Genomic DNA, 21,225 nt, shown 5'->3' with positions numbered 1-21,225 from the left:
GGCCAGGCCACTTCATGCCGTCGACCCTGATCGCCAGCCAGTTCGCCACCCTCGAATCGCCCGTGGGCGAGCCGTTGACCCTGGCGCTGGATGCTTCGACCCATAGCGTCGAGCAACTGGCTGCGCAGGCTCATGTCTGGTGGCAGGCGCACGGCCTGAAGCAGGCGGTATGACTGTGTTTACAAAGACAGCGCTGTCCTCACGGTTTCTGACTAACCCGCTTCAATAACAACAACAACCAGGAGACACCCCCAATGTTTGGCATGTCCCACGAGACGTTCCTGCTGCTCGATGCAGTGGTCACGGTGATCGGGCTTATCGTCCTGATCACCAAGTTCAAGTTCCACCCGTTCATTGCCCTGACCATTGCCGCCGCTTTCCTCGGGCTGACCTCCGGCATGCCGATCGGCACCATCATCAAGGCGTTCCAGGACGGCTTCGGTGGCGTACTCGGTTTTGTCGGCATCATCCTCGCGCTGGGCACGATGCTCGGCAAAATGATGGCCGAATCGGGCGGTGCGGATCAGATTGCGCAGACGTTGATCCGCGCCTTCGGCAAGGACAAGGTGCAGTGGGCGATGATGTTCGCCGCGTTCCTGGTCGGCATTCCGCTGTTCTTCGAAATCGGCTTCGTGTTGCTGATTCCGCTGGTGTTCATCGTGGCCCGCCGCACCGGCGTGTCGATCATCAAGATTGGTATCCCGTTGCTGGCGGGTCTGTCCGCGGTACACGGCCTGGTGCCGCCGCACCCGGGGCCGTTGCTGGCCATCGGCGTGTTCGGTGCCGACATCGGCAAGACCATTCTGTACGGCCTGATCGTGGCGTTGCCGACCGCTATCATTGCCGGTCCGATCTTCGGTACGTTCATTGCCAAGCACATCCCCGGTCATCCGAATCAGGAGCTGGTGGATCAACTGGCGCGCGAGTCGGATTCCGCCGATCTGCCGAGTTTTGGCATCACCCTGGTCACCGTGCTGTCGCCGGTGTTCCTGATGTTGCTCAAGACCTTTGCCGACGTAGTGCTGCCGGACGGCAACTTCTTCCGCACCTTCATGGACCTGATCGGTCACCCGATCTCGGCGCTGCTGCTGGCGTTGCTGCTGTCGCTGTACACCTTCGGCCACAAGCAGGGCATCGGTTCCCAGCAGATCCTGAAATGGCTGGATGCGAGCCTGGCGCCGACCGCCGCGATCATCCTGATCATCGGTGCCGGTGGTGGCTTCAAGCAGATGCTGGTGACCAGCGGTGTGGGTAACGTGATCGGCAACATGGCGGTAGCCGCGCAGATCTCGCCGATCCTGCTGGCCTGGCTGGTGGCGGCGGTGATCCGTATCGCCACCGGTTCGGCGACCGTGGCGACCATTACCGGCGCCGGCATCGTGGTGCCAGTGGTGGGGATGATTCCGGGTGTGAACCGTGAGCTGCTGGTGCTGGCCACCGGTGCCGGTTCGTTGATCCTGTCCCACGTCAACGACGCCGGTTTCTGGCTGGTGAAGCAGTACTTCAACATGACCGTGGCCGAAACCTTCAAGACCTGGACCGCGATGGAAACCATCCTGTCGGTGGTAGGCCTGGGCTTTATTCTGTTGTTGTCGCTGTTCGTCTAAGCGAATCGACAGACACAAAAAAACCGCAGCGATGCGGTTTTTTTGTGGGTGATCGATTTCAAGACTGAACACAGTTCACTGTGGGAGCGAGCTTGCTCGCGATGAGGGTATCAAATCCAACAACAATGTTTACTGATCCACCGCCATCGCGAGCAAGCTCGCTCCCACAGGTTTTTGTGTCAGGCGCTGGTTTTCTGTACTAGCCCATCCGCCCGGAACATCCCGCGAATCCCGCGGACGGCCTGACGAATCCGGTCCTGGTTTTCGATCAGTGCAAAGCGCACATGATCATCGCCATACTCGCCAAACCCGACACCCGGCGAGACACACACCTTGGCTTCGGCCAGCAGTTTCTTGGCGAATTCCAGCGACCCTAGATGTGCATAGGCCTCGGGAATCTTCGCCCAGACATACATCGACGCTTTCGGGTTTTCCACCATCCAGCCCAGTTCATGCAGGCCCTTGACCAGCACGTTGCGGCGCTGCCGATACTGCTCGGCGATGTCGCGCACGCATTGCTGATCACCTTCCAGCGCCGCAATCGCCGCCACTTGCAGCGGGGTGAAGGTGCCGTAGTCGTGGTAGCTCTTGATCCGTGCCAGGGCGTTGACCAGTTCCGGGTTGCCGACCATGAAGCCGATGCGCCAGCCGGCCATGTTGTAGCTCTTGGACAGGGTGAAAAACTCCACCGCAATGTCCTTGGCCCCCGGCACCTGCATGATCGACGGGGCTTTCCAGCCGTCGTAGACGATGTCGGCGTAGGCCAGGTCGTGCACCACCAGCACGTCGTACTGCTTGGCGAGGGCAATGACGCGCTCGAAGAAATCCAGCTCCACGCACTGGGCGGTGGGGTTGGACGGGAAGCCGAGAATCATCATCTTCGGTTTCGGGATCGAACCGCGAATCGCCCGTTCCAGTTCAGCGAAGAAATCCACGCCAGGAATCAGCGGCACCGAGCGCACCTGGGCGCCGGCAATCACGGCACCGTAGATGTGGATCGGGTAGCTCGGGTTCGGTACCAGCACGGTGTCGCCCTGATCCAGGGTGGCCAGCATCAGGTGCGCCAGGCCTTCCTTGGAACCGATGGTGACGATGGCTTCGCTTTCCGGGTCGATATCGACCTCGTAGCGGTCCTTGTACCAGTTGGAAATCGCCCGGCGCAGGCGCGGAATTCCCTTGGACGTGGAGTAACCGTGGGTGTCTTCGCGCTGGGCGACAGTAACGAGTTTTTCGACAATGTGCGGTGGCGTGGCGCCGTCGGGGTTGCCCATGCTCAAGTCGATGATGTCTTCGCCACGACGACGGGCGGCCATCTTCAGCTCGGCAGTGATGTTGAAAACGTAAGGGGGGAGTCGATCTATGCGCGCAAAGCGGCGCGGCGAACCTTGTTCGGCCATTGTTGCCTCGGATAACGTAAGCGCCCGGAACCGTCCGAGCGACGCTGGTCACTGCGGTGACCTGTGGCGGAATGTACGGGCAGCTGTGGCAGACTGTCCAGCCTCAAAGTAAACAAATTTTTCCGAAGGAAAGGGTTCGATGGAATTTACCAGCGGCTTCTTGCTGAGCCTCTCGCTGTGCCTGGATATCGGCGTGGCCAACATCGCGATGATCACCCTGGCCATGCAGCGCGGCTATTTCCAGGGCTTTGCCCTGGGTCTCGGGACCTGCGTCGGCGACCTGATCTACGCGGTGCTGGCGCTGGCCGGCATGACCGTGTTGCTGCAATACGAAAGCGTGCGTTGGGTGTTGTGGATCGGTGGTTCGGCGCTGCTGGTGTACTTCGCGGCGAAGATGATCTATTCGGCGATTCACCACGAAGCGGTGCTGGCGCAATCGGCCGAGGTGGGACACAACTCCTATCGCAAAGAGTTCTTTCGCGGGATTTTCCTGGCCATGTCGTCGCCCAGTGCGATTCTCTGGTTCGCTGCGGTGGGCGGTACGCTGATCGCTCGTTCCGGTGGCGGTGGTGCCCTCAGTTCCGCGCTGTTTCTCGGCGGTTTTCTCTGCGCGGGGATTCTTTGGTGTGTCGGGCTGTGCTTTGCCGCGAGCCACGGCGGCAAGTTGCTGGGCGACAAGTTGCTGCGTTACTCCTACATGGCATCGGCGGCGATCTTCTGCTATTTCGCGGTCTACGTGATTCTATCTGGCTATAACGAGTTCGTCGGTGCCGCTGCCGTCGAGCAATTGCACGCGCTGTAATTGGGCGAATCGGGTTTGGCTTCTATACTCCCAGCCGAACCCATTTTATGTGTCAGGAGTCGAGTCATGGATGAGTTAGCACGCGTCGAACTGACGCAACCGCGCTTCGAACATGGGCACTTCCTGCTGATTGCAGGGCTGGGCGGTCGATTCACCCAGCAAACCACCCAAGGCATTCCCGAACTCTGGGAAAAATTCATCCCGCATCTGGGCCTTATCCCGGGGCAAAAAGGCGAAGTGACCTACGGCGTCTGCTGCAATTTCGACGGCAAGGGCGGCTTCGATTACATCGCTGGCGTCGAGATCAGCAAACTCGACGACTTGCCGGAAACCTATCGCTGGGTTGAATTGCAGCCGCAGCTATACGCGGTGTTCGAACACAAGGGGTCGTTGGACACCTTGCCACAGACCTTTCGCTACATCTTTGACACCTGGCTGCCACAGTCCGGGCACGAGGCGCTGGACGCCCCGGAATTCGAACGCTACAGCGAAGACTTCAACCCCAAGCTCAACACCGGAAAGCTGGAAATCTGGCTGCCAATCAAGGCGTGACACGTGCATCGAGAGGCGGATCAGCCGATTCGTCTCTCGATGTCCCACGGCGGCTGATTTATCATTCCCGGCCTTTCCCACGCTGATCCCGAGCTGCCATGAACACCGTCATCCGCAACGTCACCCCCGCCGATCTGGACCGCTGCTTTGCCATCGAAACCGTTGCCTATGAAGGTGACGAAGCCGCCACTCGCGAGAAGATCGCCACCCGCATCGCCACCTGGCCCGAGGGTTTTATCGTGGCTGAAGTGGACGGCGTGGTCGCCGGTTTCATCAATTCCGGTGCGGCGTTCCAGGTGGAAATGTCGGACGAGGCGTTCAAGGAACTGATCGGCCACGACCCGGCCGGGCCGCACGTGGTGATCATGTCGGTGGTGGTGCACCCGGATTATCAGGGGCAAGGCCTGGCCAAGCGCTTGATGGGCGAGTTCATCGAGCGCATGCGTGCGATGGGCAAGGTCAGCATCAACCTGATGTGCAAGGAGCGGCATATTCCGTTGTATGCCGGTTTTGGCTTTGCCTACGTCAAGCCTTCGGCGTCCGACCATGGCGGCATGGCCTGGCATGAGATGGTGCTGGAACTCTGACCCGACCTAGATCCTCTGTGGGAGCGAGCTTGCTCGCGATGGCGGCGTAACTTTCAACAGGGATGTCGACTGAATAGTCCGCTATCGCGAGCAGGAGTTAGTGGTGGTCCTTAGTTTCAGGGCTAGTAAATACTTTCCCGGTCCGGAGCCGGAGCCAGCGGTTGAAGGTCTCTGCATCGAACTGGCCGTCATTTAAACACTTGTGGGACGCACCGACGCACGGCAGGTGGATTTGTGAATACTATACTCCGTTGAGTATGTTCCGTACGGCGCTTACCGCCTTATCAAGTACAGCCTCCTCACTGAGATCAGTTGTATCAATTCGCACCCAACTTTCCAAGCCGCATCGCTCGTAGCTGGACCGGACGCGATTTTGATACTCAATGAAGCTCTTGATGCGGTCTTCATTACCTCCATCATAGGCTCCACTCTCGCTCAGGCGGAATGATTCTTTTCGCTGTGCTGCGAGAACTGGATCCACATCTAAAAAAATGACGAAATCAGGTTTTCTAATTGTGGAGAATACTGCTAATGCCTCTTCAGCCAAGTCTTCATTTTTAAGTAGGAAGCGAGCAAGGTACTTATAGTACCAACCATCGGCGATGCAACTCATGCCGGAATCAAGCAGTGGTCTTACGGCCGCATAGTTCGTGGCCTGAAACCATGCGGTTATCAAGGCCAACCAATGTCTGTCACCTAATTGTTCAAGTGGTGCTTGGTCGGGGTAATCCCAAAGAACTTCACGAAGTCGGGACATATGAAACTCGGAATAACCTGATGATACTGGTGGACGGTTTTTGTCTATGTAATGAAGCGCCGCATGGGACTCAAGGATGTTGTCAAATGTGGCCCTTGCAACAGTGGATTTTCCGGCACCATCCGTGCCTTCAAATGCGATAAATACTGCCTGCTGAGACGTGTCTTTCATGCGAAACCTCCCAAGTAAGCCTCGGTGTCAAGAGAGTTTCTTCCACTTCCTTCTATTAAAGGCTGAAATCCTTCTCTGTGATATATCTCTGACATTTTTTTTCCGAGTGTATTCAGGTAATTCACAGATGGCCGCTCTCTTGTGGAGTATTGCGAGCCGGCGTCAGGGTGGAACGCTGCAACTGCAGGAACTACTCCCATATCTCCAAAGTACTCTATACCCTCAATGATTGATTCTAGCGGTTCCATGCCAGCTACAAAGCCCGCGTATACTTTGCCGCGACCTAGAACTTCTACAGCAGCTTCAAAAGCAGCAAGAAATCGATCCCGAGTGAAGTCGCGAGATTTTCCTGGACAAACTTCGGAGAATAGGTCTGAGTTGAACACCTCCAGACTCATTGACATATTGTTGCCAACTGCTTTAAAACGCTCAAATAGTCGGAAGTCCTTAGGTGGCATAGAGATTAAATGATATTCTAAGTCGTTTTGTAGATTTTTTTGTTTTACTCGATCAAGTAAATCTATATGCATTGAATATCCTTTGTCATAGTTTGGGATTGTACCGCCGTTCAATAACACCCTCTTGAATCTGTTGTTCTCTTCTTCTATGGCTGTTGCTACTGCTTCTCCCGCGATATCACCTTTAATACGCATCTTGTGATCAGATAAGCTTTCTCTTGCAGGGCCCAGAGAGCAAAACTTGCATTCATGACCATCGTTGAAGTAATAGCAATGACCAGGTGAGAAAATTCCGAGGGTCGAATCTCCGTACACAGTCAAGTTTCTTTCGAGCAGTTCGCCATTGCTCAAGCGGTTTCCGTAAGAAAGTGGTCTTGCCGGAAATGCAATTTTTATCGATTTGTTGCCGTATCTTAGTGATGGTGTTTCTTCCTCTAAGAAAATTCTAAAGTTTGAGTTGGGGTTGTAGTTAGCAGCTGCAATAATCTGGCCGCCTAGAATAATTTCCTGTGGGGTCCGAGTGCCACAGCTAAGGATTACGCTATCACCTGTTCCATATGCTCGCCTTTTTTCAATGTGGTTTGTGTGAGTCTGAAAGTACTCTAGGAACTCTTGAGTAAAACTAACGCCGTTAGATAGCAACTCAAGTTTTAACTTTACTATTTCTAATAGCATGATTCGCCTCCGTTTGAATTGCATTATAAAATTATTCGTATCAGTTCTTCTGAGGATAAGGCAATCAATGTTTCGTTGTCTGATAGAGAGGCTGTCGTTGGTGGTGGGCAGAATCTGGGGAGACCTTTATCATTGAACAATGCTCCACCTGCCTCTCTGAGAATTAATTCTGCAGCGGCAATATCGCAACTCCGCTCATGCCCAGGTGGACCTATATCTATAAAAGCATCAAGAGCTCCAGAGGCAATCAGGCATATCTCCAAAGAAGAGCATGAATAAACGCGAATTTTAGCCGCCGACCATATAAGGGTTTGAATTTTATTTATGTCTCTACTGCCTTTTGGGCGATGAAACGAAATTCGCATGTCCTCTACTGATTTGGATTTTCGAGTCTTAAGCCGTTTTACAATTATTGGAGATTGAAGATAGGCACCTTCGCCGTATGCAGCGGTGTAAACTAAATCTCTTGATATGTCGTAAACCCAACCGAAGACATAATTTCCATCATGATAAAGCGCTACGCTAGATGTATAACCGGGAAAGCCTAGTACCGCATTGTGTGTCCCATCTAAAGGATCTATCAATAAGTAAAAATCACCGTGATCTCCAAATTTTATAGGCGAGGTACTTTCCTCGGAAAAAATAGTAATTGGGATGCTAATACTCGAAAGACATTCAAATAGTATATTTTGGCAATCTATATCAAATTTGGTTTGGGTGTTGTCCCAGATCTTATTTTCAATATTGAAGTCTGGTAGGTGGGACAGTGTTGCCGCCCAATAACGACGTAATTGATTCCTGGCTTCATAAAGGCATTCTTCCAGTTCGGCAACATATTCACTCTTGAATAGCGCTCTCATATTGGTTGCTCAGTTATTAATTGTGTGTGCCAGTTCTCTCTATCCAGTCGTGACGCGTACGATCTGACCTCAAAAAGCTTTCCTGCATAGATGGCATAATCTGCGCTCATGAAAGCACTGAAGGTTTTTGGAAATAGTGCTAGAGTTTTGATTTCGAGTTCATAGCCTAGTTTTTTTCTGATCATATTGGATGCTGCTCTTAGGCTTCCCCCAGTATAAGATTTATCTATAATTAACCATGACTCATTCGATGATGATGTGTGAGGGAAAATGTCGAGGAATTCATCATCCCTAGTTAGTAAGCTTGGATCGTTTTGACGATGGATTTCTGAAAAGAAGATGTTTCGATCTCCTGTCGTTGCCAAGTAGCCAAGTGCGAGTGGTAAACCAGCCGATAGTAAAAATAATTTGTTCTTTGCTATCGTTTTAATTTTGTGCCAAATGGCATGATTCTCATAAATGTATCTCGTGTTGAGCGCTAGGCTGCTGTGCCAATGTTCGTGAGAGATGTATTCGCTGTAGAACGCACAGAATCGATTATGAAAGTCCATTGTTTCATCGTTTGTGGCTATCAGTAACCTGTTCTTGGCTATGCCTCGAATCGTTGATTCGATCGATGAGAACTGTTTGTTGTGAGGGATATTAGAGAGTGCTTCTCTAATTAGAGATTTTTTGTATTCGAGTAGTAAAGGTTTGGAAGGTCCAGAAATGGCTATTTCCGGGGATAGACCATCTCCTTTTATTTTACGAAGCTCACTTGAGTTTAATTGGCTCGTTCTTAGGTTTAGGTACCTCCATGTGTTCACTACTTCGTCGTCGGACAGGTAGTTAAAAATTGGCTCAATGTTGCTCAAGTCGTAGATCATTACTTCTGGATGGCGAAGTTCGAAAGAAGCTTTTTGAAGGTGGCACCCATTTAATAGTGCATTGCGATAAGCGTAATAGTCATTTGTTTGCACGCCGCTGAGTGTTCGCCAAGCGTGATGCTCACTAATGATCGTTATAAAGCTCGAGCTTGAATCTTTAGAATAAGGTGAAGGGGGAGTATGCTTCATGGTTTGATTCTCACGAAAATTGAAATGTTAGGGGCTTTAACTTATTTCTCGGTTCGTGTTTTGTTCTCGTGGGTTTTAATATTGTTTTGCTAGTCTGTCGTTGTGGTTTTATTTGATATCGACTTTAGTCGCCAGAATAGAAGCAACATTAAGAGGAATGAGCAAATCACTAAAGCTAAAAATATGGATTGCACCGTGTAATCGTAAAGTGATAGCAGGGAGACTGAAAAAACTATGCCAAGGATGTTTAATATTAATATGGTAAGCAGTGTGGGAACCCAGAAGTCTTCCATGCTCCTCAATGTCATACGGGTCACAACGTAAACAAATTCAAATACTAAGAAAGGGATCGAGATATGAATGTTATTTTCAATTAATTTTCTGGTTGGCGCGTCTGATGTATACATTATGGATATGTTTTCCTCAAAGAAGAAACATCCAAATAACAACGGTGTCAGTATTGTTAACCCAAGAATTATTCCTTGGGTGTAGATTTTTATGATCGATTGTATATCCAATGCAGCGTAATAGCGTGCAGCGACGATCCCTGTCGCGTTTCCCACTCCGATAGAAATCATATATATAATACTAATGAAGTGGAGAGATGCCTGGTAAGCGGATAAACTGCTGTCACTTATGTTTTTTGAGATTATAGAAAGCAAAAAGAAGAGAAGGCTTTCACCGCCAAGGCACAGTGCCATGGGGAACCCTCGAATCGTGTAATTAACATACTCTTTCGGGGGGAGGCATCTGGTGTGCAGAAAGTTTTCGATATATTGTTGTATTTTAAGGTTGAAAAGTAATAACGCTAGAGCAGAAAAAATACACCGTAAACAAGAATATGTCAGAGTAAATTTTGATAAAGTTTTATCTGGCTCTGTGGTAATCAAGATGGTGCAGGTTACCAAGAGGGAGAAATTGAATAGCCATGTAAATATGATCTCGTATTGCGGTTTTTTGACTCCATTGAAGAAATTGAAAATTGTTATCTGTAGATATATTGCAGGCATTGAGAGTGAAAGTGTTAGTAGTGCTCTGAACTCTTCTGTTTTACTTTGGCTCGCGATTGAATCAAGTGTTGTTGTGTGTGTGAAAAATATTGCGCCTATGATAAGTGCTCCAAATAGGATGGCAAGTCTTATCGAGATAACTATCTCTGATTCTATTTCGCTTGTATTTAAATCACATGATCCTGCCACTTTTAGTAGTGTTGGCAAAAAGAAACCGAAGCCGAGGACTGTTAGGAACGAAATTGATGCCAGGGCAAACGATGCGGAGCTAAGTGAATCGACAATAAAGTGGCCAACAAAGGAGAAGTATATTAATGAAGCTGTCAAATCGCCCAATCTAGAAAATATGAGCGGAATGGCTATCCTGAAAACTTCCATAAATAGGCCGCCGATTAGAATTCTAACAGCAGGTTGATTTTCAAGTTGTTTGGTTAATCCCATTCCTTTAGTAGGTTTGCCAATGCTGGTGTTTCAGTTGCAGCGAAGTATTTTTTTCTGAAGTAATACTCGCACATCGAAGCTTTGTGTTTGGTTTGCTGGCGTTCGTTAAATTCGTTATCAAGTGCAATAAGTGACTTTTCTGTTGTGGGATAGATTTCCGATTTTTTTAGAAGAGTCTCAATTGCCAAAAATACCAAGTCCATGTATTTGAGTGTTTCTTCAATGAATGACCTACATTCTGTTTCAGTGGTTGCGCCTTGTCTGGCCAAAATGAAGAATTTATTCTTTATTTCATCAAATCCTTCGATTCGATACATGTTTGAATAAACCCACTTGTAGTGTTTGTTTGTCGTGCCAGTAAGGTAAGTGAAGCTCATTGTGGTTTTTAACATTATGTCACGGACGATCTCGCATCCCATCCAGAGGTTTCCTGATTGCCAGCAGCCTTGAACATCCTGAAATGCGTAAAAAACAGGAAGCTTTTCACGGTGAGCTACGTAGATATGTTTTTCCAGAGGTATTCTTGATTTTAAATCGTTAAATCTGTCTTCATTTTTAAGTGCATGCCCAATAATTGATCTATGGATAACATTGTTTTCTGTATTCGTTAAAATAGGGGTATAGAGAAAGCGCTGGTCGGAAGATATTTCGCTAAATGCAATTTCTATCTTTTCGAGTATCTCTTCTATCTCTGAAAACGTTATGTAGTCAGCGTCAATGTGAATGCTGGTGTTGCCGTAGAAATCGGTTGTGTTATGAACTTCCTCATCCTGGGTGATGTGCCGATAGTTTATGTCGGTCACAAAGGCGTGTTCAACTCCTTTGATGTTGCGTGCTTTGGGGCGTTGATCGCAAAGAATGATGCAGTCGATGTCGGAATGTATGGTGCCGATTCCTTCAATTAAAGATCCGGAAACAATAAGTATGCTCGTGTCGTCTAAAAATGCCTTTTGGCGTATGTAGTCTTTCGGGATCGAAATTTTCCCATCTAATATTGTTATTTCGGTGTCCGATATTTTTGATTGTGAAGTTTTTATTAGGACTGTCATTGCGTGTCGCTCCTTGCACAATGTCGAATCTTTAGAATGTTATGTAGTGCAGTCGTGACTAAACCATAGTTTTGATAGGAGATGTTCGTCAATATTCAGGAAGAAAATCAGAAGTGCCGTACAGGCTTTGACAGATGGATGACTTTTTAGAGCGGGAAAAGTCTTTTTTTGTGATGGGAATTCTCCTACAGAATAATTCGCAAAGTCTTGTAGGAGTAACGTTGAATCTGTTGTGTCAGTAAAGACTGTTCCTCACCGGCATTGGTGTTTCGTGGTCGTAAGTCTGGGCATCGAACCGTTTGATATTAAAGCGTTTGTGATACGTGGTTTCTACCGTCCTCAGCATAACCGCGCGTCCGATCCGGTTAGGCGAGTACGCGCTCGATCATTATCCGTACATATTCTCGCCGCTTGGCGAACTGTTGAGACTGTCGACGCGCACCGAACTGATCACCACCAGTAGCGAGGCGCGGGCCATTGCCTGATATTTGTAGTTGAGTGAGCTGATCCGTTAGCTCAGTGCTCGCTCGGGTTGTGGGGAGGTCGTAAATGGCTTTCAGCGCTTCGGTTGATTAATCATCGTTGATCCTTCGACGAGTTAGAAAAACAACCCCATCCGCCTCTCATAACCGATCCGGCCCTTGTACGCCTCGCCGCTGTCGACAAAGCCGAACCTTTCGTACAGGGCGATGGCAGCTTCGTTATCGGCATCCACCGACAGCTCCAGCCCGCGGATTTCCGGCCAGGCCAGGCGCGCTGTTTCGGGCAGCGCCCGCAGGCAGGCCTTGCCGTAGCCTTTGCCCTGGGCGCGCTGATCGACTTGCAGGGCATGCAGGGTGGCGCTGTGTTCATTGGCCCACGCAGGCAATACGGGTGGGCGTTTGAGCAGCAGGAAGGCCACGGGAATGTCGTCGGCCAGCAGGGCAAATCCTTTGACCCCCGGGCCGGGCCTGGACAACAAGGTGTGCAATGCACCGTGGATATCACCGGAGAACTTTATCTGCTCCGGATGTACTTCAATGGCCTCGACCTGTTGGCGCTGCAGCGCATTCAGGCTTTCGTAAGGCACAAGTCGGGCTGTCACGGGAGTGTCCTTTTTCCAACATGAATAGAACCTCGGATTCTAGCGATTCTGGCCGTTTGGATTATTTTTATTTCTTCTGTCGATTCGCCGGATCGCCAGACGACTAAGGGTGTCTTCCAATAAAAACCACGGAGAACCACCATGAACTCGCAAACCCAGATCCAGAACCTCATCGAGAACTATCGTCAGGCGGTCATGACCAAGGACATTGAAAAAGTCATGGCCCTGTATGCCGATGACATCGTCTCCTTCGACGCGGTCAAGGCCCTGCAATTCAAAGGCAAGCCGGCGTATCGCGCGCATTGGCAGGCCTGCATGGAAATGTGCCCCGGCCCGCACATCTTCGAATTCCACGAAATCACCATCGAGCCGTCCCAGGAAATTGCGTTCGCTCACTGGCTGGCCCATTGCGGTGGCACCAACGACAAGGGCGAAACCCAGGCCTGCTGGATGCGTGTCTCACAGTGCTATCGACAGGAAGCCGGGCTGTGGCAGATCGTTCACGAACATTGGTCGGCACCGTTCGACATGACCAGCGGCGCGACGCTGTTCGATCTCAAACCCTGATCGTCGGGAAGCCGAGCCAGAATGCCAATCAGCGACCATAGTTGATCGTTCGATAAGGAGAGCGTGATGAAGTATCTATGCCTGGTCTACAGCGATGAGCGCCTGCTGCATTCGCTGCCGGAAAGCCCGAAGGACGAAGAGTGCATGGCCTATGCAGAGTCGATCCAGGGCAGTGGCCGGATGGTCGCCGCCGAGGCGCTGGAGTCGGTGCAGACTGCCACCACCGTGCGCATGCGCAACGGCAAGATATCGATCACCGACGGGCCATTCGCTGAAACCAAGGAGCAGTTGGCCGGCTTTTACCTGATCGATGCCAGGGACCTCAACGAAGCCATCCAGGTCGCCGGGAACATTCCGGCGGCCCGGGTCGGCAGTGTCGAAGTGCGCCCCGTTCGGCAGTTGAATCCTTAAGATGCCGGGGCTGCCGGTTCAGGCGCAGGTCGAGCGGGTCTATCGCGAAGAGTCGCGGCGGATTCTCGCGACCCTGATTCGTTTGCTGGGGGATTTCGACCTCGCCGAAGAAGCCTTGCACGAGGCGTTTTTCATCGCGGTCGAACGTTGGCAGAGTGACGGCGTGCCGGACAATCCGCGGGCCTGGCTGGTGTCCACCGGGCGCTTCAAGGCCATCGATGCCTTGCGCCGGCGTGCGCGTTTTGCTGCGTCGCAGCCCTTGCTGATCGCGCAACTGGAAGAGCTGGAGCAGGCAGACTGGAGTGATGAAGACGTGGAAGACGATCGCCTGCGGCTGATCTTCACTTGTTGCCACCCGGCCCTGGCGGCGGACGCGCAAGTGCCGCTGACGCTGCGGGAAGTCTGCGACCTGACCACGGAAGAAATCGCCCGGGCCTTTCTCTCGGCCCCGGCCACCATCGCCCAGCGCATCGTGCGCGCCAAGGCGAAGATCCGCGACGCGAAAATCCCTTATCAAGTGCCGACGCTGGCTGAGTTGCCCGAGCGCCTGGACAGTGTATTGCGGGTGATTTATCTGGTGTTCAACGAGGGTTACTCGGCGTCCGTCGGGGGCGAACTGATCCGCGAGGAATTGACCCGCGAAGCGATCCGTCTCGGTCGGTTACTGGTGGAACTGTTGCCGGAGCCTGAGGTGATGGGTTTGCTGGCGTTGATGCTGCTGCACGAGTCGCGACGCCCGGCCAGGACTTCCGCGAGCGGCGAGCTGATTGTGCTGGACGAGCAGGACCGTTCGCTGTGGGACGCCGGGTTGATCAGCGAAGGCTGCACGCTGATCGAACGGGCGCTGACCATGGGACGTTTCGGACCCTATTGCCTGCAAGCGGCGATCGCGGCGGTGCACGCCGAAGCCTCGACGGCGGGGGAAACCGATTGGCCGCAGATTGTCGGCCTGTATGACGTCCTGCTGCGGGCGGTGCCGTCACCGGTGATCGAGTTGAATCGTGCGGCGGCGATTTCGCAACGGGATGGACCGCTGGCGGGGCTGACGTTGGTCGACGCCATTCTGGGGCGGGGAGAACTGCTGGATTACCACCTGGCGCATTCGGCGCGGGCGGAGTTTTGTCGGCAATTGGGCCGCAAGCAAGAAGCGCGGGCGGCGTGGGAACGGGCACTGGAGTTGACCCGGCAAGAGCCGGAGCGGCGGTTTATCGAAGCGCGGCTCAAGGCGTTGGAGTGATGTTGAATGTGATGGCCTCATCGCGAGCAAGCTCGCTCCCACAGGGGGCTGCGTTGTTCACAAATCCCAGTGGGAGCGAGCTTGCTCGCGAAGGGCGCGCCGCTATTCCAGCATCTTGCCCAGCAACCAGCTCCCCGCCGGCCCCGGCGGATTCAGCCGCGACCATAACGCGTCCACCGACACCGTTTTTGGCCAGCCGCGCACCACCAGTTCCTGCAAGGAGCCGGGCCCGAAGCGTTCCACCAGCCAGCGGGGCAATGGCGCCCAGCCGAATCCGCCCTGAGCCATTTCCAGCAGCATCAGATAACTCGGCGCCGACCAGACGCGGCCCTTGGCCCGACTTTCATAGGGATTGATGATGGTAGCCAGACGCAGCTCACGGTGCTGCTGCAGTACGTCCTGATCGACGTAGTCCAGCGTCGCCAACGGGTGTGCCGGGGACACGAACAAGGCGATTTCCGTACGCTCGTCCACCGTCGAGCTGACCAGGTCCGGCGGGTAGCTGTCCTGCATTTCGGCAAAGGCCATGTGCGCCCGGCCGCTTTGCACCAGTGACATCAGGTCATCGCATTCGGCGATCAGGCATTCCAGTTCGAGGTCGGGGTAACGCTGTTCGAAGGCGCTGAGTGACGCCTCGAAGCGGTCCGATTGATAGGTGTCGGACAGCGCCACCGTCAGTTTCGCTTCCACCCCTTGGGACAGTTGGCGGGCGGTCATTTCCAGACGACTGGTGGCGGCCAGGATGTCTTCGGCCCGTTGCAGCATGACGTGCCCGGCCGGGGTCAGTCCGGGTTTGCGGCTGCTGCGGTCGAACAGCGTCAGGTTCAGATCGATTTCCAGGCTGGCCACTGCCGCGCTGATGGTCGACTGACTGCGGCCCAGCTTGCGCGCCGCGGCGGAAAACGAGCCTTGGGTTGCCGCTTCGACAAACGCCAGCAACACTTCGTGAGAAGCCATGAACTATCGCCTTGATCGATGGTTATTGGTTATGAAGTATCGGCGTGATGACAGATCATGGCAACCACAGTCACTCAAGGGAGTCTGGCCATGAGCGCCAACAAGTCCATTACTGAACGTATTTTCCAAGCCATCGGTTTCGAACTGCTGGCCATCCTGATCTGTACCCCGTTGCTGGCCTGGATCATGAAGAAACCGATGCTGGAAATGGGCACGGTCACCGTCCTCATCGCCGCTCTGGCCCTCGCCTGGAACGTGGTCTTCAACGGCATGTTCGACCGAGTGCTCAAGCGCTTCGCCATCGCCCACAACGCCTGGGTTCGTGTCGTGCATGCCTTGTTGTTCGAAGGCGGACTGGTCGCCCTCGGCGTACCGCTGATTGCCTGGTGGCTGAGTGTCAGCCTGTGGCAGGCGTTCCTGCTGGATATCGGTGTGTTGCTGTTCTTCCTGCCGTACACCTATGTCTACCACTGGGGGTATGACGTGGTTCGGGAGCGGGTGTTGATGACTCGCGAGGCTTGCTAAGTACCGTTTTTGTGGCGAGGGAACTTGCTCCCTCGCCACAGGGTTTTCAAACAGCTGTCGTCACTCGTGTTACAAAAACATCCCCCCCGACGCCTCGATACGCTGGCCATTGATCCACTGGCTGCCCGGCGCCAGCAGTAGCGCAATCGCGGCGCCAATGTCATCCGGCAAACCGGCGCGACCCAGGGCGGTGTTGTTCGCCACCAGGGTGTTCAACCCGGGGTTGTCGCGCACGGCGCCACCGCCGAAATCGGTTTCAATCGCGCCGGGTGCGAGGATATTCACCGCGATGTTGCGGGCGCCGAGTTCCTTGGCCTGGTAGCGGGTCAACACCTCCATCGCGCCTTTCATCGCCGCGTAGGCGCTGTGGCCCGGCAGGCTGAAACGGGTCAGGCCACTGGAAATGTTGACGATGCGGCCGCCGTCATTGAGCAATGGCAACAAGGTCTGCGTGAGGAAAAACGGCCCCTTGAGTTGGATGTTCACCAACAGGTCGAACTGTTCGACGGTGGTGTCGACGAAGTTGGCGTGCAGGCCGATCCCGGCGTTGTTGACCAGAAAATCGAAGCGCTCGCGCCCGAAGTGGCTCTGCAGGACCTTCGCGACTTCGTTGCCGAAGACGCTGAAATGCTCACTCCGGGCAACGTCCAGTTGCAGCATGGCGGCGCGACCGCCCAGGCTTTCAATCTCGGCCACCAGAGCCTGCGCCTCATCGGCGCGGCTGTTGTAGGTGCCGATGATGTCGATGCCTTGCGCGACCAGGTGCAGGGCTGCGTTTTTGCCGAGGCCGCGGCTGGCTCCGGTGATCAGTGCGATTTTACGGTTCATGGGACTTCCTCAGGTGCAGTGGGCGGTTGATGTGAGGAAGTTTATTTATCCGCTGAGGGGTGATAAACAGAGTTAAACCGGAATCACTGGTCGGATAATCCGAACAATTAATGAGCAGGCTGATGAACAAACTGGAACTGTTGCGCACCTTTATCCGTGTCAGCGAGATGTCGAGTTTCACCCTGGCCGGAGAAAGCCTGGGCCTGCCCAGATCAACGGTGTCCGAGCATGTGCAGGCACTGGAGGCATTGCTCGGAACACGGCTGTTGCAACGCACCACACGTAAAGTGCAGGCGACCCAGGATGGCCTGGTGTTGTACGAGCGCAGCAAGGACCTGCTGTCGCACATGGATGAAATCGAGGGTTTGTTTCGCCAGGACGAGGCGTCGCTGGTCGGGCGCATTCGCATCGACCTGCCGAACATTCTCGCTCGTCGGGTGGTGATGCCGCGCCTGCCGGAGTTCATGGCGCGGCACCCGCTGCTTGAACTGGAAATCAGCAGCACCGACCGCCGGGTCGATCTGCTCGCCGAAGGCTTCGATTGCGTGCTGCGCATCGGCGCCCAACCGGACCAATCGGTGGTGGCGCGACACCTGTGTGACTTCACCATGGTCAACTGCGCCAGCCCTGCGTATTTGCAGCGCTATGGCGTGCCCGAGCGGCTGGAGGATCTGGCGCGGCATCGGCTGGTGCACTACGTCGGCGTTTTGGGCGGGCGTTCGGAAGGCTTTGTGTACATCGACAAGGGGCAGGTGCAGCGACTGCCGATGGCCGGCAGTGTCACGGTCAACAGCACCGATGCGTATGAGGCTGCGTGCCTGGGTGGTTTCGGCCTGATTCAGGCGCCGAGAATGGGCATGCGGCAATACCTGCAAAGCGGTGAACTGGTCGAGGTGTTGTCGCCGTTCAATGCGCCGTCCATGGAGGCGTCGCTGCTGTATGCCCGGCAGCGGCATTTGCCGTTGCGGGTGAGGGTGTTCATGGACTGGCTGGGGGAAGTGATCTGCTCAGAAGTCTGAGACCGACCTAGGGCCCCTGTGGGAGCGACGGTGCGGCGATCCGACTTGCTCGCGATGGCGGTCTTTCATACAACATCTCTGTTGGCTGACAGGGCCTCATCGCGAGCAAGCTCGCTCCCACAGGGGGGGGATTGCGGTGTTTAGAAGAGTTGGGTGAACAACCAGTACAAGCTACCCGACAGCAGGATCGCTGCCGGCAAGGTCAGCACCCAGGCCATCAGCAGGTTGCGGATGGTCTTCATCTGCAAGCCGCCACCGTTGGCGACCATGGTCCCGGCCACGCCCGAGGACAGCACGTGGGTAGTCGACACCGGCAGGCCGAACATGTCGGCGGCGCCGATGGTCAGCATCGCCACGGTTTCTGCCGAGGCGCCCTGGGCGTAGGTCAGGTGGGTCTTGCCGATTTTCTCGCCGACGGTCACCACGATGCGCTTCCAGCCGACCATGGTGCCCAGGCCCAGGGCGATGGCCACAGCTATTTTCACCCACAACGGAATGAACCGCGTGGAGTTGTCGATCTGTTGCTTGAACAATTGCAGCTTGCCGTTGGTGTCGGCGTCGAAATTGCCGACCTTGTTCTTGTCCATCAGGCGAATGGTTTCGCTGCTCAAATACATGTCGTTACGCACGTTGCCCACGGCCTCGGCCGGGACTTTCGACAGTGAGCCATAACCCTTGACCTGGGCACCGATGCTGCCGGTCAGCGCAGCAAGCGCCGGCACCAGTTGCGAAGTCGCTTCCTTGCTGCGCACGTATTCGGACAGCACCGCGCGCGGGTCGGCCGGGGCCGGCAGCGGGGCCGCCTTGACCAGCGCTTGCTGGGTCACTTCGGCGACCGCCGCGAACTGCAGCGCTTGATCGGCCGGCATGGTGCGGTTCAGCGCGTAAGCCATCGGCAGCGTGCCCACCAGAATCAGCATGATCAGGCCCATGCCTTTCTGGCCGTCATTCGAACCGTGGGCGAAGGACACGCCGGTGCAGGTCACGATCAACAGGCCGCGAATCCACCATGGCGGCGGGGTCTCGCCTTTAGGCTCCTTGTACAGCGCACGATTCTTGACGAACGCGCGCAGGGCCAGTAACAGCAGTGCGGCGCAGCCGAAGCCGACCAGTGGCGAAAGCAGCAGCGCATAACCGATCTTGGTGGCCTGGGCCCAGTCCACACCGCTGGTGCCGTCGCGGCCATGCATCAGGGCGTTGGCCACGCCGACACCAATGATCGAGCCGATCAGGGTGTGCGACGACGACGCCGGCAGGCCCAGCCACCAGGTGCCGAGGTTCCACAGGATCGCTGCGATCAGCAGGGCGAAGATCATCGCGAAGCCGGCCGACGAGCCGACTTGCAGGATCAGCTCCACCGGCAGCAGGGCAATAATGCCGAACGCCACCGCGCCGCTGGACAGCAGCACCCCGAGGAAGTTGAAGAAACCGGACCAGACCACCGCAACGTTCGGCGGCAGCGAGTTGGTGTAAATCACCGTGGCCACGGCGTTGGCGGTGTCATGGAAGCCGTTGACGAACTCAAAGCCCAGGGCGATCAAAAGCGCCACGCCCAGCAGCAGGAACGGCGTCCAGGTGGTTACCACCGTGCCGAGTTCGTTCATGTCGTGCATCAGGCTGTAAGCGGTAAACAACAAGCCGATGGCCAGCACGGCAAAAAACACCACGATGGTGAGCAGGCCGGGTTTTTTGTCGAATTGCGGTTTGGCACTACTGGCCGGCGCCGGGGCGGCGGTGAAGGAGGGCGTAGCCATCACGGACATTCCTGAGGAGGGAAGGAGTATCAGTGATAATCGTTGCCAATTGTTACAGGGAGACTGCTCTGGATCAGTGTTTGGGTTTTTTGCAGCCCGCTGATCTGAAGCCGAGCACTTAACCCTGTAGGAGCGAGCCTGCTCGCGATAGCGTCCCGACAGCCAACATTTATGTTGGATGAACTGACCTCATCGCGAGCATGCTCGCTCCTACAGAGTTGCAGGGATGTTCAATAATCCTGCTGCTTGCGAAACGCCCAGCGCCCGGCAATCACGGTAAAGGTCGCGACCAGCGCCACCAGGATCCAGAAACCTTCCGGGTCACCGGCCAGCGGAATGCCGCCGACGTTCATGCCGAAGAAACCGGCGATGATGTTGATCGGCAGCGCCAGCACTGTCACCACCGTCAGGGTGAACAGCGTGCGGTTGGTCTGTTCGTTGATATTGGCGGCGATCTCTTCCTGCAACAGCTTGATCCGCTCACCCAGCGCTGTGAGGTCGTTGATGATCAGCGCAAACTCTTCGGTGGATTTTCGCAGCTCCTTCACGTCTTCCTTTTGCAGCCATTGCGGCGGCCGGTTGAGCAGGCGCAGCAACGAGCCCGGCTCCAGCGCCAGCAGCCGTTGCAAACGCACCAGTACCCGGCGATTGGCGCCCAGTTCAGCACGGTTGGTCGACAGCCGCGAAGAGAGCAATTCATCTTCGATCTGATCCACGCTCTGGCTGGTCTTGCGCACGATCTGGGTCAGCACTTCACCCTGGTCGCGCAACAGATGCACCAGCAACTCCAACGGGGAGCGAAAGCATTCCCGGGCCTTAACCGACGAGCGCAACTTGTCCACCGAGTGCAGCGGTTGCAGGCGGGCGCTGATGATCAGCCGGCTGCGGGCGCATACCCACAGCGTCGAGACATCCGACGACACCAGGTTGCTGAGGTTGAACACCACGTCGTTGACCACCGCCAGCAGCGCCGAATCGACATGCTCGATGCGCGTCGAGCGTGAGCCTTCGTGCAGCGCTTCGAAAAACTCCTCGGGCAATTCCAGATGACTCTTCATCCAGCGTTCGCACGCAGCATGGGCGAGGTTCAGGTGCAGCCAGAGAAATTGCTCGTCGCTTTGCGGTTGTTGCAGGTACTGCAAGGCTTCGGCGGAATTGATTTCCCGACCGGCCTCACCGGGGCGAAAGCTGAAACCGTAAAGCAGGCCGAACAGATCCGTGTCGCGATGGCTTTGATCGATGCTGTGGTTCATGAGGACTCGCAAGGGGAGGGCTCTATCGCTCTTGTGTAGCAGCTGGCGAAGCCTGCGTTCGGCTCGGGCCGCGTTCGGACGCAGCAGTCGTCAACTTGAACACGCGGTCTTCCAATGGAAATGCATTGCCTGATTTCACGACTGCTACGCAGCCGAACGCAGGCTTCGC

General features: G+C 54.6%; 21 protein-coding genes and 1 pseudogene. 10 read left to right on the top strand and 12 right to left on the bottom strand.

All coding sequences use genetic code 11. From position 1 onward, the window contains the following. Window positions 1–173: pseudogene (locus PMI29_RS31095) on the top strand (gluconokinase); the annotation flags it as partial. Window positions 174–254: 81 nt separating this feature from the next. Then, window positions 255–1,607 carry a GntP family permease gene (locus PMI29_RS15755; protein ID WP_007985175.1) on the top strand — a complete coding sequence of 451 codons (1,353 nt, stop codon included), beginning with the start codon at window positions 255–257 and terminating at the stop codon, window positions 1,605–1,607. A 179-nt stretch (window positions 1,608–1,786) separates the two neighbouring features. Here PMI29_RS15755 and alaC read toward each other — a convergent pair whose 3' ends face one another. Beyond that, window positions 1,787–3,004, bottom strand: a complete 1,218-nt coding sequence (gene alaC / locus PMI29_RS15760; protein WP_007997785.1) for an alanine transaminase — start codon at window positions 3,002–3,004, stop codon at window positions 1,787–1,789. A gap of 139 nt (window positions 3,005–3,143) precedes the next feature. Here alaC and PMI29_RS15765 point away from each other — a divergent pair, with 139 nt between their 5' ends. The 3 genes from PMI29_RS15765 to PMI29_RS15775 all read left to right on the top strand — a co-directional run bounded on the left by PMI29_RS15765 (window position 3,144) and on the right by PMI29_RS15775 (window position 4,945). Further along, entirely contained in the window at window positions 3,144–3,806 is a 663-nt protein-coding gene (locus PMI29_RS15765; protein ID WP_007997783.1) for a LysE family translocator, read from the top strand. Window positions 3,807–3,872: 66 nt separating this feature from the next. Further along, entirely contained in the window at window positions 3,873–4,358 is a 486-nt protein-coding gene (locus PMI29_RS15770) for a GyrI-like domain-containing protein (RefSeq protein ID WP_007997781.1), read from the top strand. Window positions 4,359–4,456: 98 nt separating this feature from the next. Continuing rightward, window positions 4,457–4,945 carry a GNAT family N-acetyltransferase gene (locus tag PMI29_RS15775; protein ID WP_007997779.1) on the top strand — a complete coding sequence of 163 codons (489 nt, stop codon included), beginning with the start codon at window positions 4,457–4,459 and terminating at the stop codon, window positions 4,943–4,945. Window positions 4,946–5,186: 241 nt separating this feature from the next. Here PMI29_RS15775 and PMI29_RS15780 read toward each other — a convergent pair whose 3' ends face one another. The 7 genes from PMI29_RS15780 to PMI29_RS15795 all read right to left on the bottom strand — a co-directional run bounded on the left by PMI29_RS15780 (window position 5,187) and on the right by PMI29_RS15795 (window position 12,505). After that, the gene (locus tag PMI29_RS15780) at window positions 5,187–5,873 is read right to left on the bottom strand and encodes a dTMP kinase (RefSeq protein ID WP_007997778.1); all 687 of its coding nucleotides are present in this window, start codon (window positions 5,871–5,873) and stop codon (window positions 5,187–5,189) included. Then, on the bottom strand, window positions 5,870–7,006 hold the full coding sequence (locus tag PMI29_RS31090; RefSeq protein WP_007997776.1) for a radical SAM protein: 1,137 nt from the start codon (window positions 7,004–7,006) through the stop codon (window positions 5,870–5,872). The genes PMI29_RS15780 and PMI29_RS31090 overlap by 4 nt, the downstream gene beginning before the upstream one ends. Before the next feature lie 23 nt (window positions 7,007–7,029). Continuing rightward, the gene (locus PMI29_RS31085; protein WP_007997774.1) at window positions 7,030–7,866 is read right to left on the bottom strand and encodes an inositol monophosphatase family protein; all 837 of its coding nucleotides are present in this window, start codon (window positions 7,864–7,866) and stop codon (window positions 7,030–7,032) included. Continuing rightward, window positions 7,863–8,921 carry a hypothetical protein gene (locus tag PMI29_RS31080; protein WP_007997772.1) on the bottom strand — a complete coding sequence of 353 codons (1,059 nt, stop codon included), beginning with the start codon at window positions 8,919–8,921 and terminating at the stop codon, window positions 7,863–7,865. Before PMI29_RS31080 ends, PMI29_RS31085 begins: the two co-directional genes overlap by 4 nt. Before the next feature lie 89 nt (window positions 8,922–9,010). Beyond that, window positions 9,011–10,372 (bottom strand): MATE family efflux transporter, encoded by a 1,362-nt coding sequence (locus PMI29_RS15785; protein WP_238541659.1) that lies wholly within the window; start codon window positions 10,370–10,372, stop codon window positions 9,011–9,013. Next, entirely contained in the window at window positions 10,363–11,421 is a 1,059-nt protein-coding gene (locus PMI29_RS15790) for a hypothetical protein (RefSeq protein ID WP_007997768.1), read from the bottom strand. Before PMI29_RS15790 ends, PMI29_RS15785 begins: the two co-directional genes overlap by 10 nt. A 598-nt stretch (window positions 11,422–12,019) precedes the next feature. After that, window positions 12,020–12,505: a GNAT family N-acetyltransferase gene (locus PMI29_RS15795; RefSeq protein WP_007997767.1), complete on the bottom strand. Its 486-nt coding sequence runs from the start codon at window positions 12,503–12,505 to the stop codon at window positions 12,020–12,022. Between the two features lie 141 nt (window positions 12,506–12,646). Here PMI29_RS15795 and PMI29_RS15800 point away from each other — a divergent pair, with 141 nt between their 5' ends. The 3 genes from PMI29_RS15800 (at window position 12,647) to PMI29_RS15810 (ending at window position 14,720) form a co-directional block, all read left to right on the top strand. Next, window positions 12,647–13,072 carry a YybH family protein gene (locus tag PMI29_RS15800; RefSeq protein WP_007997765.1) on the top strand — a complete coding sequence of 142 codons (426 nt, stop codon included), beginning with the start codon at window positions 12,647–12,649 and terminating at the stop codon, window positions 13,070–13,072. 66 nt (window positions 13,073–13,138) lie between these two features. Further along, window positions 13,139–13,483, top strand: a complete 345-nt coding sequence (locus PMI29_RS15805) for a YciI family protein (protein ID WP_007997763.1) — start codon at window positions 13,139–13,141, stop codon at window positions 13,481–13,483. 1 nt (window position 13,484) lies between these two features. Further along, window positions 13,485–14,720 (top strand): RNA polymerase sigma factor, encoded by a 1,236-nt coding sequence (locus tag PMI29_RS15810; RefSeq protein ID WP_007997762.1) that lies wholly within the window; start codon window positions 13,485–13,487, stop codon window positions 14,718–14,720. 102 nt (window positions 14,721–14,822) lie between these two features. Here PMI29_RS15810 and PMI29_RS15815 read toward each other — a convergent pair whose 3' ends face one another. After that, on the bottom strand, window positions 14,823–15,677 hold the full coding sequence (locus PMI29_RS15815) for a LysR family transcriptional regulator (protein WP_007997760.1): 855 nt from the start codon (window positions 15,675–15,677) through the stop codon (window positions 14,823–14,825). A 90-nt stretch (window positions 15,678–15,767) separates the two neighbouring features. Here PMI29_RS15815 and PMI29_RS15820 point away from each other — a divergent pair, with 90 nt between their 5' ends. Then, a complete protein-coding gene (locus tag PMI29_RS15820) occupies window positions 15,768–16,202 on the top strand; it encodes a multidrug/biocide efflux PACE transporter (protein ID WP_007997759.1) in 435 nt (144 codons plus the stop codon). A gap of 69 nt (window positions 16,203–16,271) precedes the next feature. Here the strand turns inward: PMI29_RS15820 and PMI29_RS15825 are convergent, their stop codons facing one another. Next, entirely contained in the window at window positions 16,272–17,030 is a 759-nt protein-coding gene (locus PMI29_RS15825; protein WP_007997757.1) for an SDR family NAD(P)-dependent oxidoreductase, read from the bottom strand. A 122-nt stretch (window positions 17,031–17,152) separates the two neighbouring features. On the opposite strand from PMI29_RS15825, the gene PMI29_RS15830 reads away from it, so the two are divergent. Then, window positions 17,153–18,049, top strand: a complete 897-nt coding sequence (locus PMI29_RS15830) for a LysR family transcriptional regulator (RefSeq protein WP_007997755.1) — start codon at window positions 17,153–17,155, stop codon at window positions 18,047–18,049. A 140-nt stretch (window positions 18,050–18,189) separates the two neighbouring features. Here the strand turns inward: PMI29_RS15830 and PMI29_RS15835 are convergent, their stop codons facing one another. Both PMI29_RS15835 and PMI29_RS15840 read right to left on the bottom strand, forming a co-directional pair. After that, window positions 18,190–19,803, bottom strand: coding sequence for an inorganic phosphate transporter (locus tag PMI29_RS15835; protein ID WP_007997754.1), 1,614 nt, complete (start codon window positions 19,801–19,803; stop codon window positions 18,190–18,192). 230 nt (window positions 19,804–20,033) lie between these two features. Further along, window positions 20,034–21,056 (bottom strand): transporter, encoded by a 1,023-nt coding sequence (locus tag PMI29_RS15840; protein WP_007985207.1) that lies wholly within the window; start codon window positions 21,054–21,056, stop codon window positions 20,034–20,036. Window positions 21,057–21,225: the final 169 nt, after the last annotated feature.

It is taken from the genome of Pseudomonas sp. GM49, from assembly GCF_000282355.1.
In the GTDB taxonomy this organism is placed as follows: Bacteria; Pseudomonadota; Gammaproteobacteria; order Pseudomonadales; family Pseudomonadaceae; genus Aquipseudomonas.
This window is presented reverse-complemented; position numbering and strand designations above follow the sequence as displayed.

Excerpts from the sequence above, each read along its gene's own strand:
- PMI29_RS15830 (WP_007997755.1), top strand. The coding sequence starts at position 17,153 with ATGAACAAACTGGAACTGTTGCGCACCTTTATCCGTGTCAGCGAGATG.
- PMI29_RS15790 (WP_007997768.1), bottom strand. The coding sequence starts at position 11,421 with ATGACAGTCCTAATAAAAACTTCACAATCAAAAATATCGGACACCGAA.
- alaC (WP_007997785.1), bottom strand. The coding sequence starts at position 3,004 with ATGGCCGAACAAGGTTCGCCGCGCCGCTTTGCGCGCATAGATCGACTC.
- PMI29_RS15775 (WP_007997779.1), top strand. The coding sequence starts at position 4,457 with ATGAACACCGTCATCCGCAACGTCACCCCCGCCGATCTGGACCGCTGC.
- PMI29_RS31085 (WP_007997774.1), bottom strand. The coding sequence starts at position 7,866 with ATGAGAGCGCTATTCAAGAGTGAATATGTTGCCGAACTGGAAGAATGC.
- PMI29_RS15840 (WP_007985207.1), bottom strand. The coding sequence starts at position 21,056 with ATGAACCACAGCATCGATCAAAGCCATCGCGACACGGATCTGTTCGGC.
- PMI29_RS15820 (WP_007997759.1), top strand. The coding sequence starts at position 15,768 with ATGAGCGCCAACAAGTCCATTACTGAACGTATTTTCCAAGCCATCGGT.
- PMI29_RS31080 (WP_007997772.1), bottom strand. The coding sequence starts at position 8,921 with ATGAAGCATACTCCCCCTTCACCTTATTCTAAAGATTCAAGCTCGAGC.
- PMI29_RS15800 (WP_007997765.1), top strand. The coding sequence starts at position 12,647 with ATGAACTCGCAAACCCAGATCCAGAACCTCATCGAGAACTATCGTCAG.
- PMI29_RS15810 (WP_007997762.1), top strand. The coding sequence starts at position 13,485 with ATGCCGGGGCTGCCGGTTCAGGCGCAGGTCGAGCGGGTCTATCGCGAA.
- PMI29_RS15805 (WP_007997763.1), top strand. The coding sequence starts at position 13,139 with ATGAAGTATCTATGCCTGGTCTACAGCGATGAGCGCCTGCTGCATTCG.
- PMI29_RS15835 (WP_007997754.1), bottom strand. The coding sequence starts at position 19,803 with ATGGCTACGCCCTCCTTCACCGCCGCCCCGGCGCCGGCCAGTAGTGCC.
- PMI29_RS15780 (WP_007997778.1), bottom strand. The coding sequence starts at position 5,873 with ATGAAAGACACGTCTCAGCAGGCAGTATTTATCGCATTTGAAGGCACG.
- PMI29_RS15825 (WP_007997757.1), bottom strand. The coding sequence starts at position 17,030 with ATGAACCGTAAAATCGCACTGATCACCGGAGCCAGCCGCGGCCTCGGC.
- PMI29_RS15770 (WP_007997781.1), top strand. The coding sequence starts at position 3,873 with ATGGATGAGTTAGCACGCGTCGAACTGACGCAACCGCGCTTCGAACAT.
- PMI29_RS15755 (WP_007985175.1), top strand. The coding sequence starts at position 255 with ATGTTTGGCATGTCCCACGAGACGTTCCTGCTGCTCGATGCAGTGGTC.
- PMI29_RS31090 (WP_007997776.1), bottom strand. The coding sequence starts at position 7,006 with ATGCTATTAGAAATAGTAAAGTTAAAACTTGAGTTGCTATCTAACGGC.
- PMI29_RS15785 (WP_238541659.1), bottom strand. The coding sequence starts at position 10,372 with ATGGGATTAACCAAACAACTTGAAAATCAACCTGCTGTTAGAATTCTA.
- PMI29_RS15815 (WP_007997760.1), bottom strand. The coding sequence starts at position 15,677 with ATGGCTTCTCACGAAGTGTTGCTGGCGTTTGTCGAAGCGGCAACCCAA.
- PMI29_RS15765 (WP_007997783.1), top strand. The coding sequence starts at position 3,144 with ATGGAATTTACCAGCGGCTTCTTGCTGAGCCTCTCGCTGTGCCTGGAT.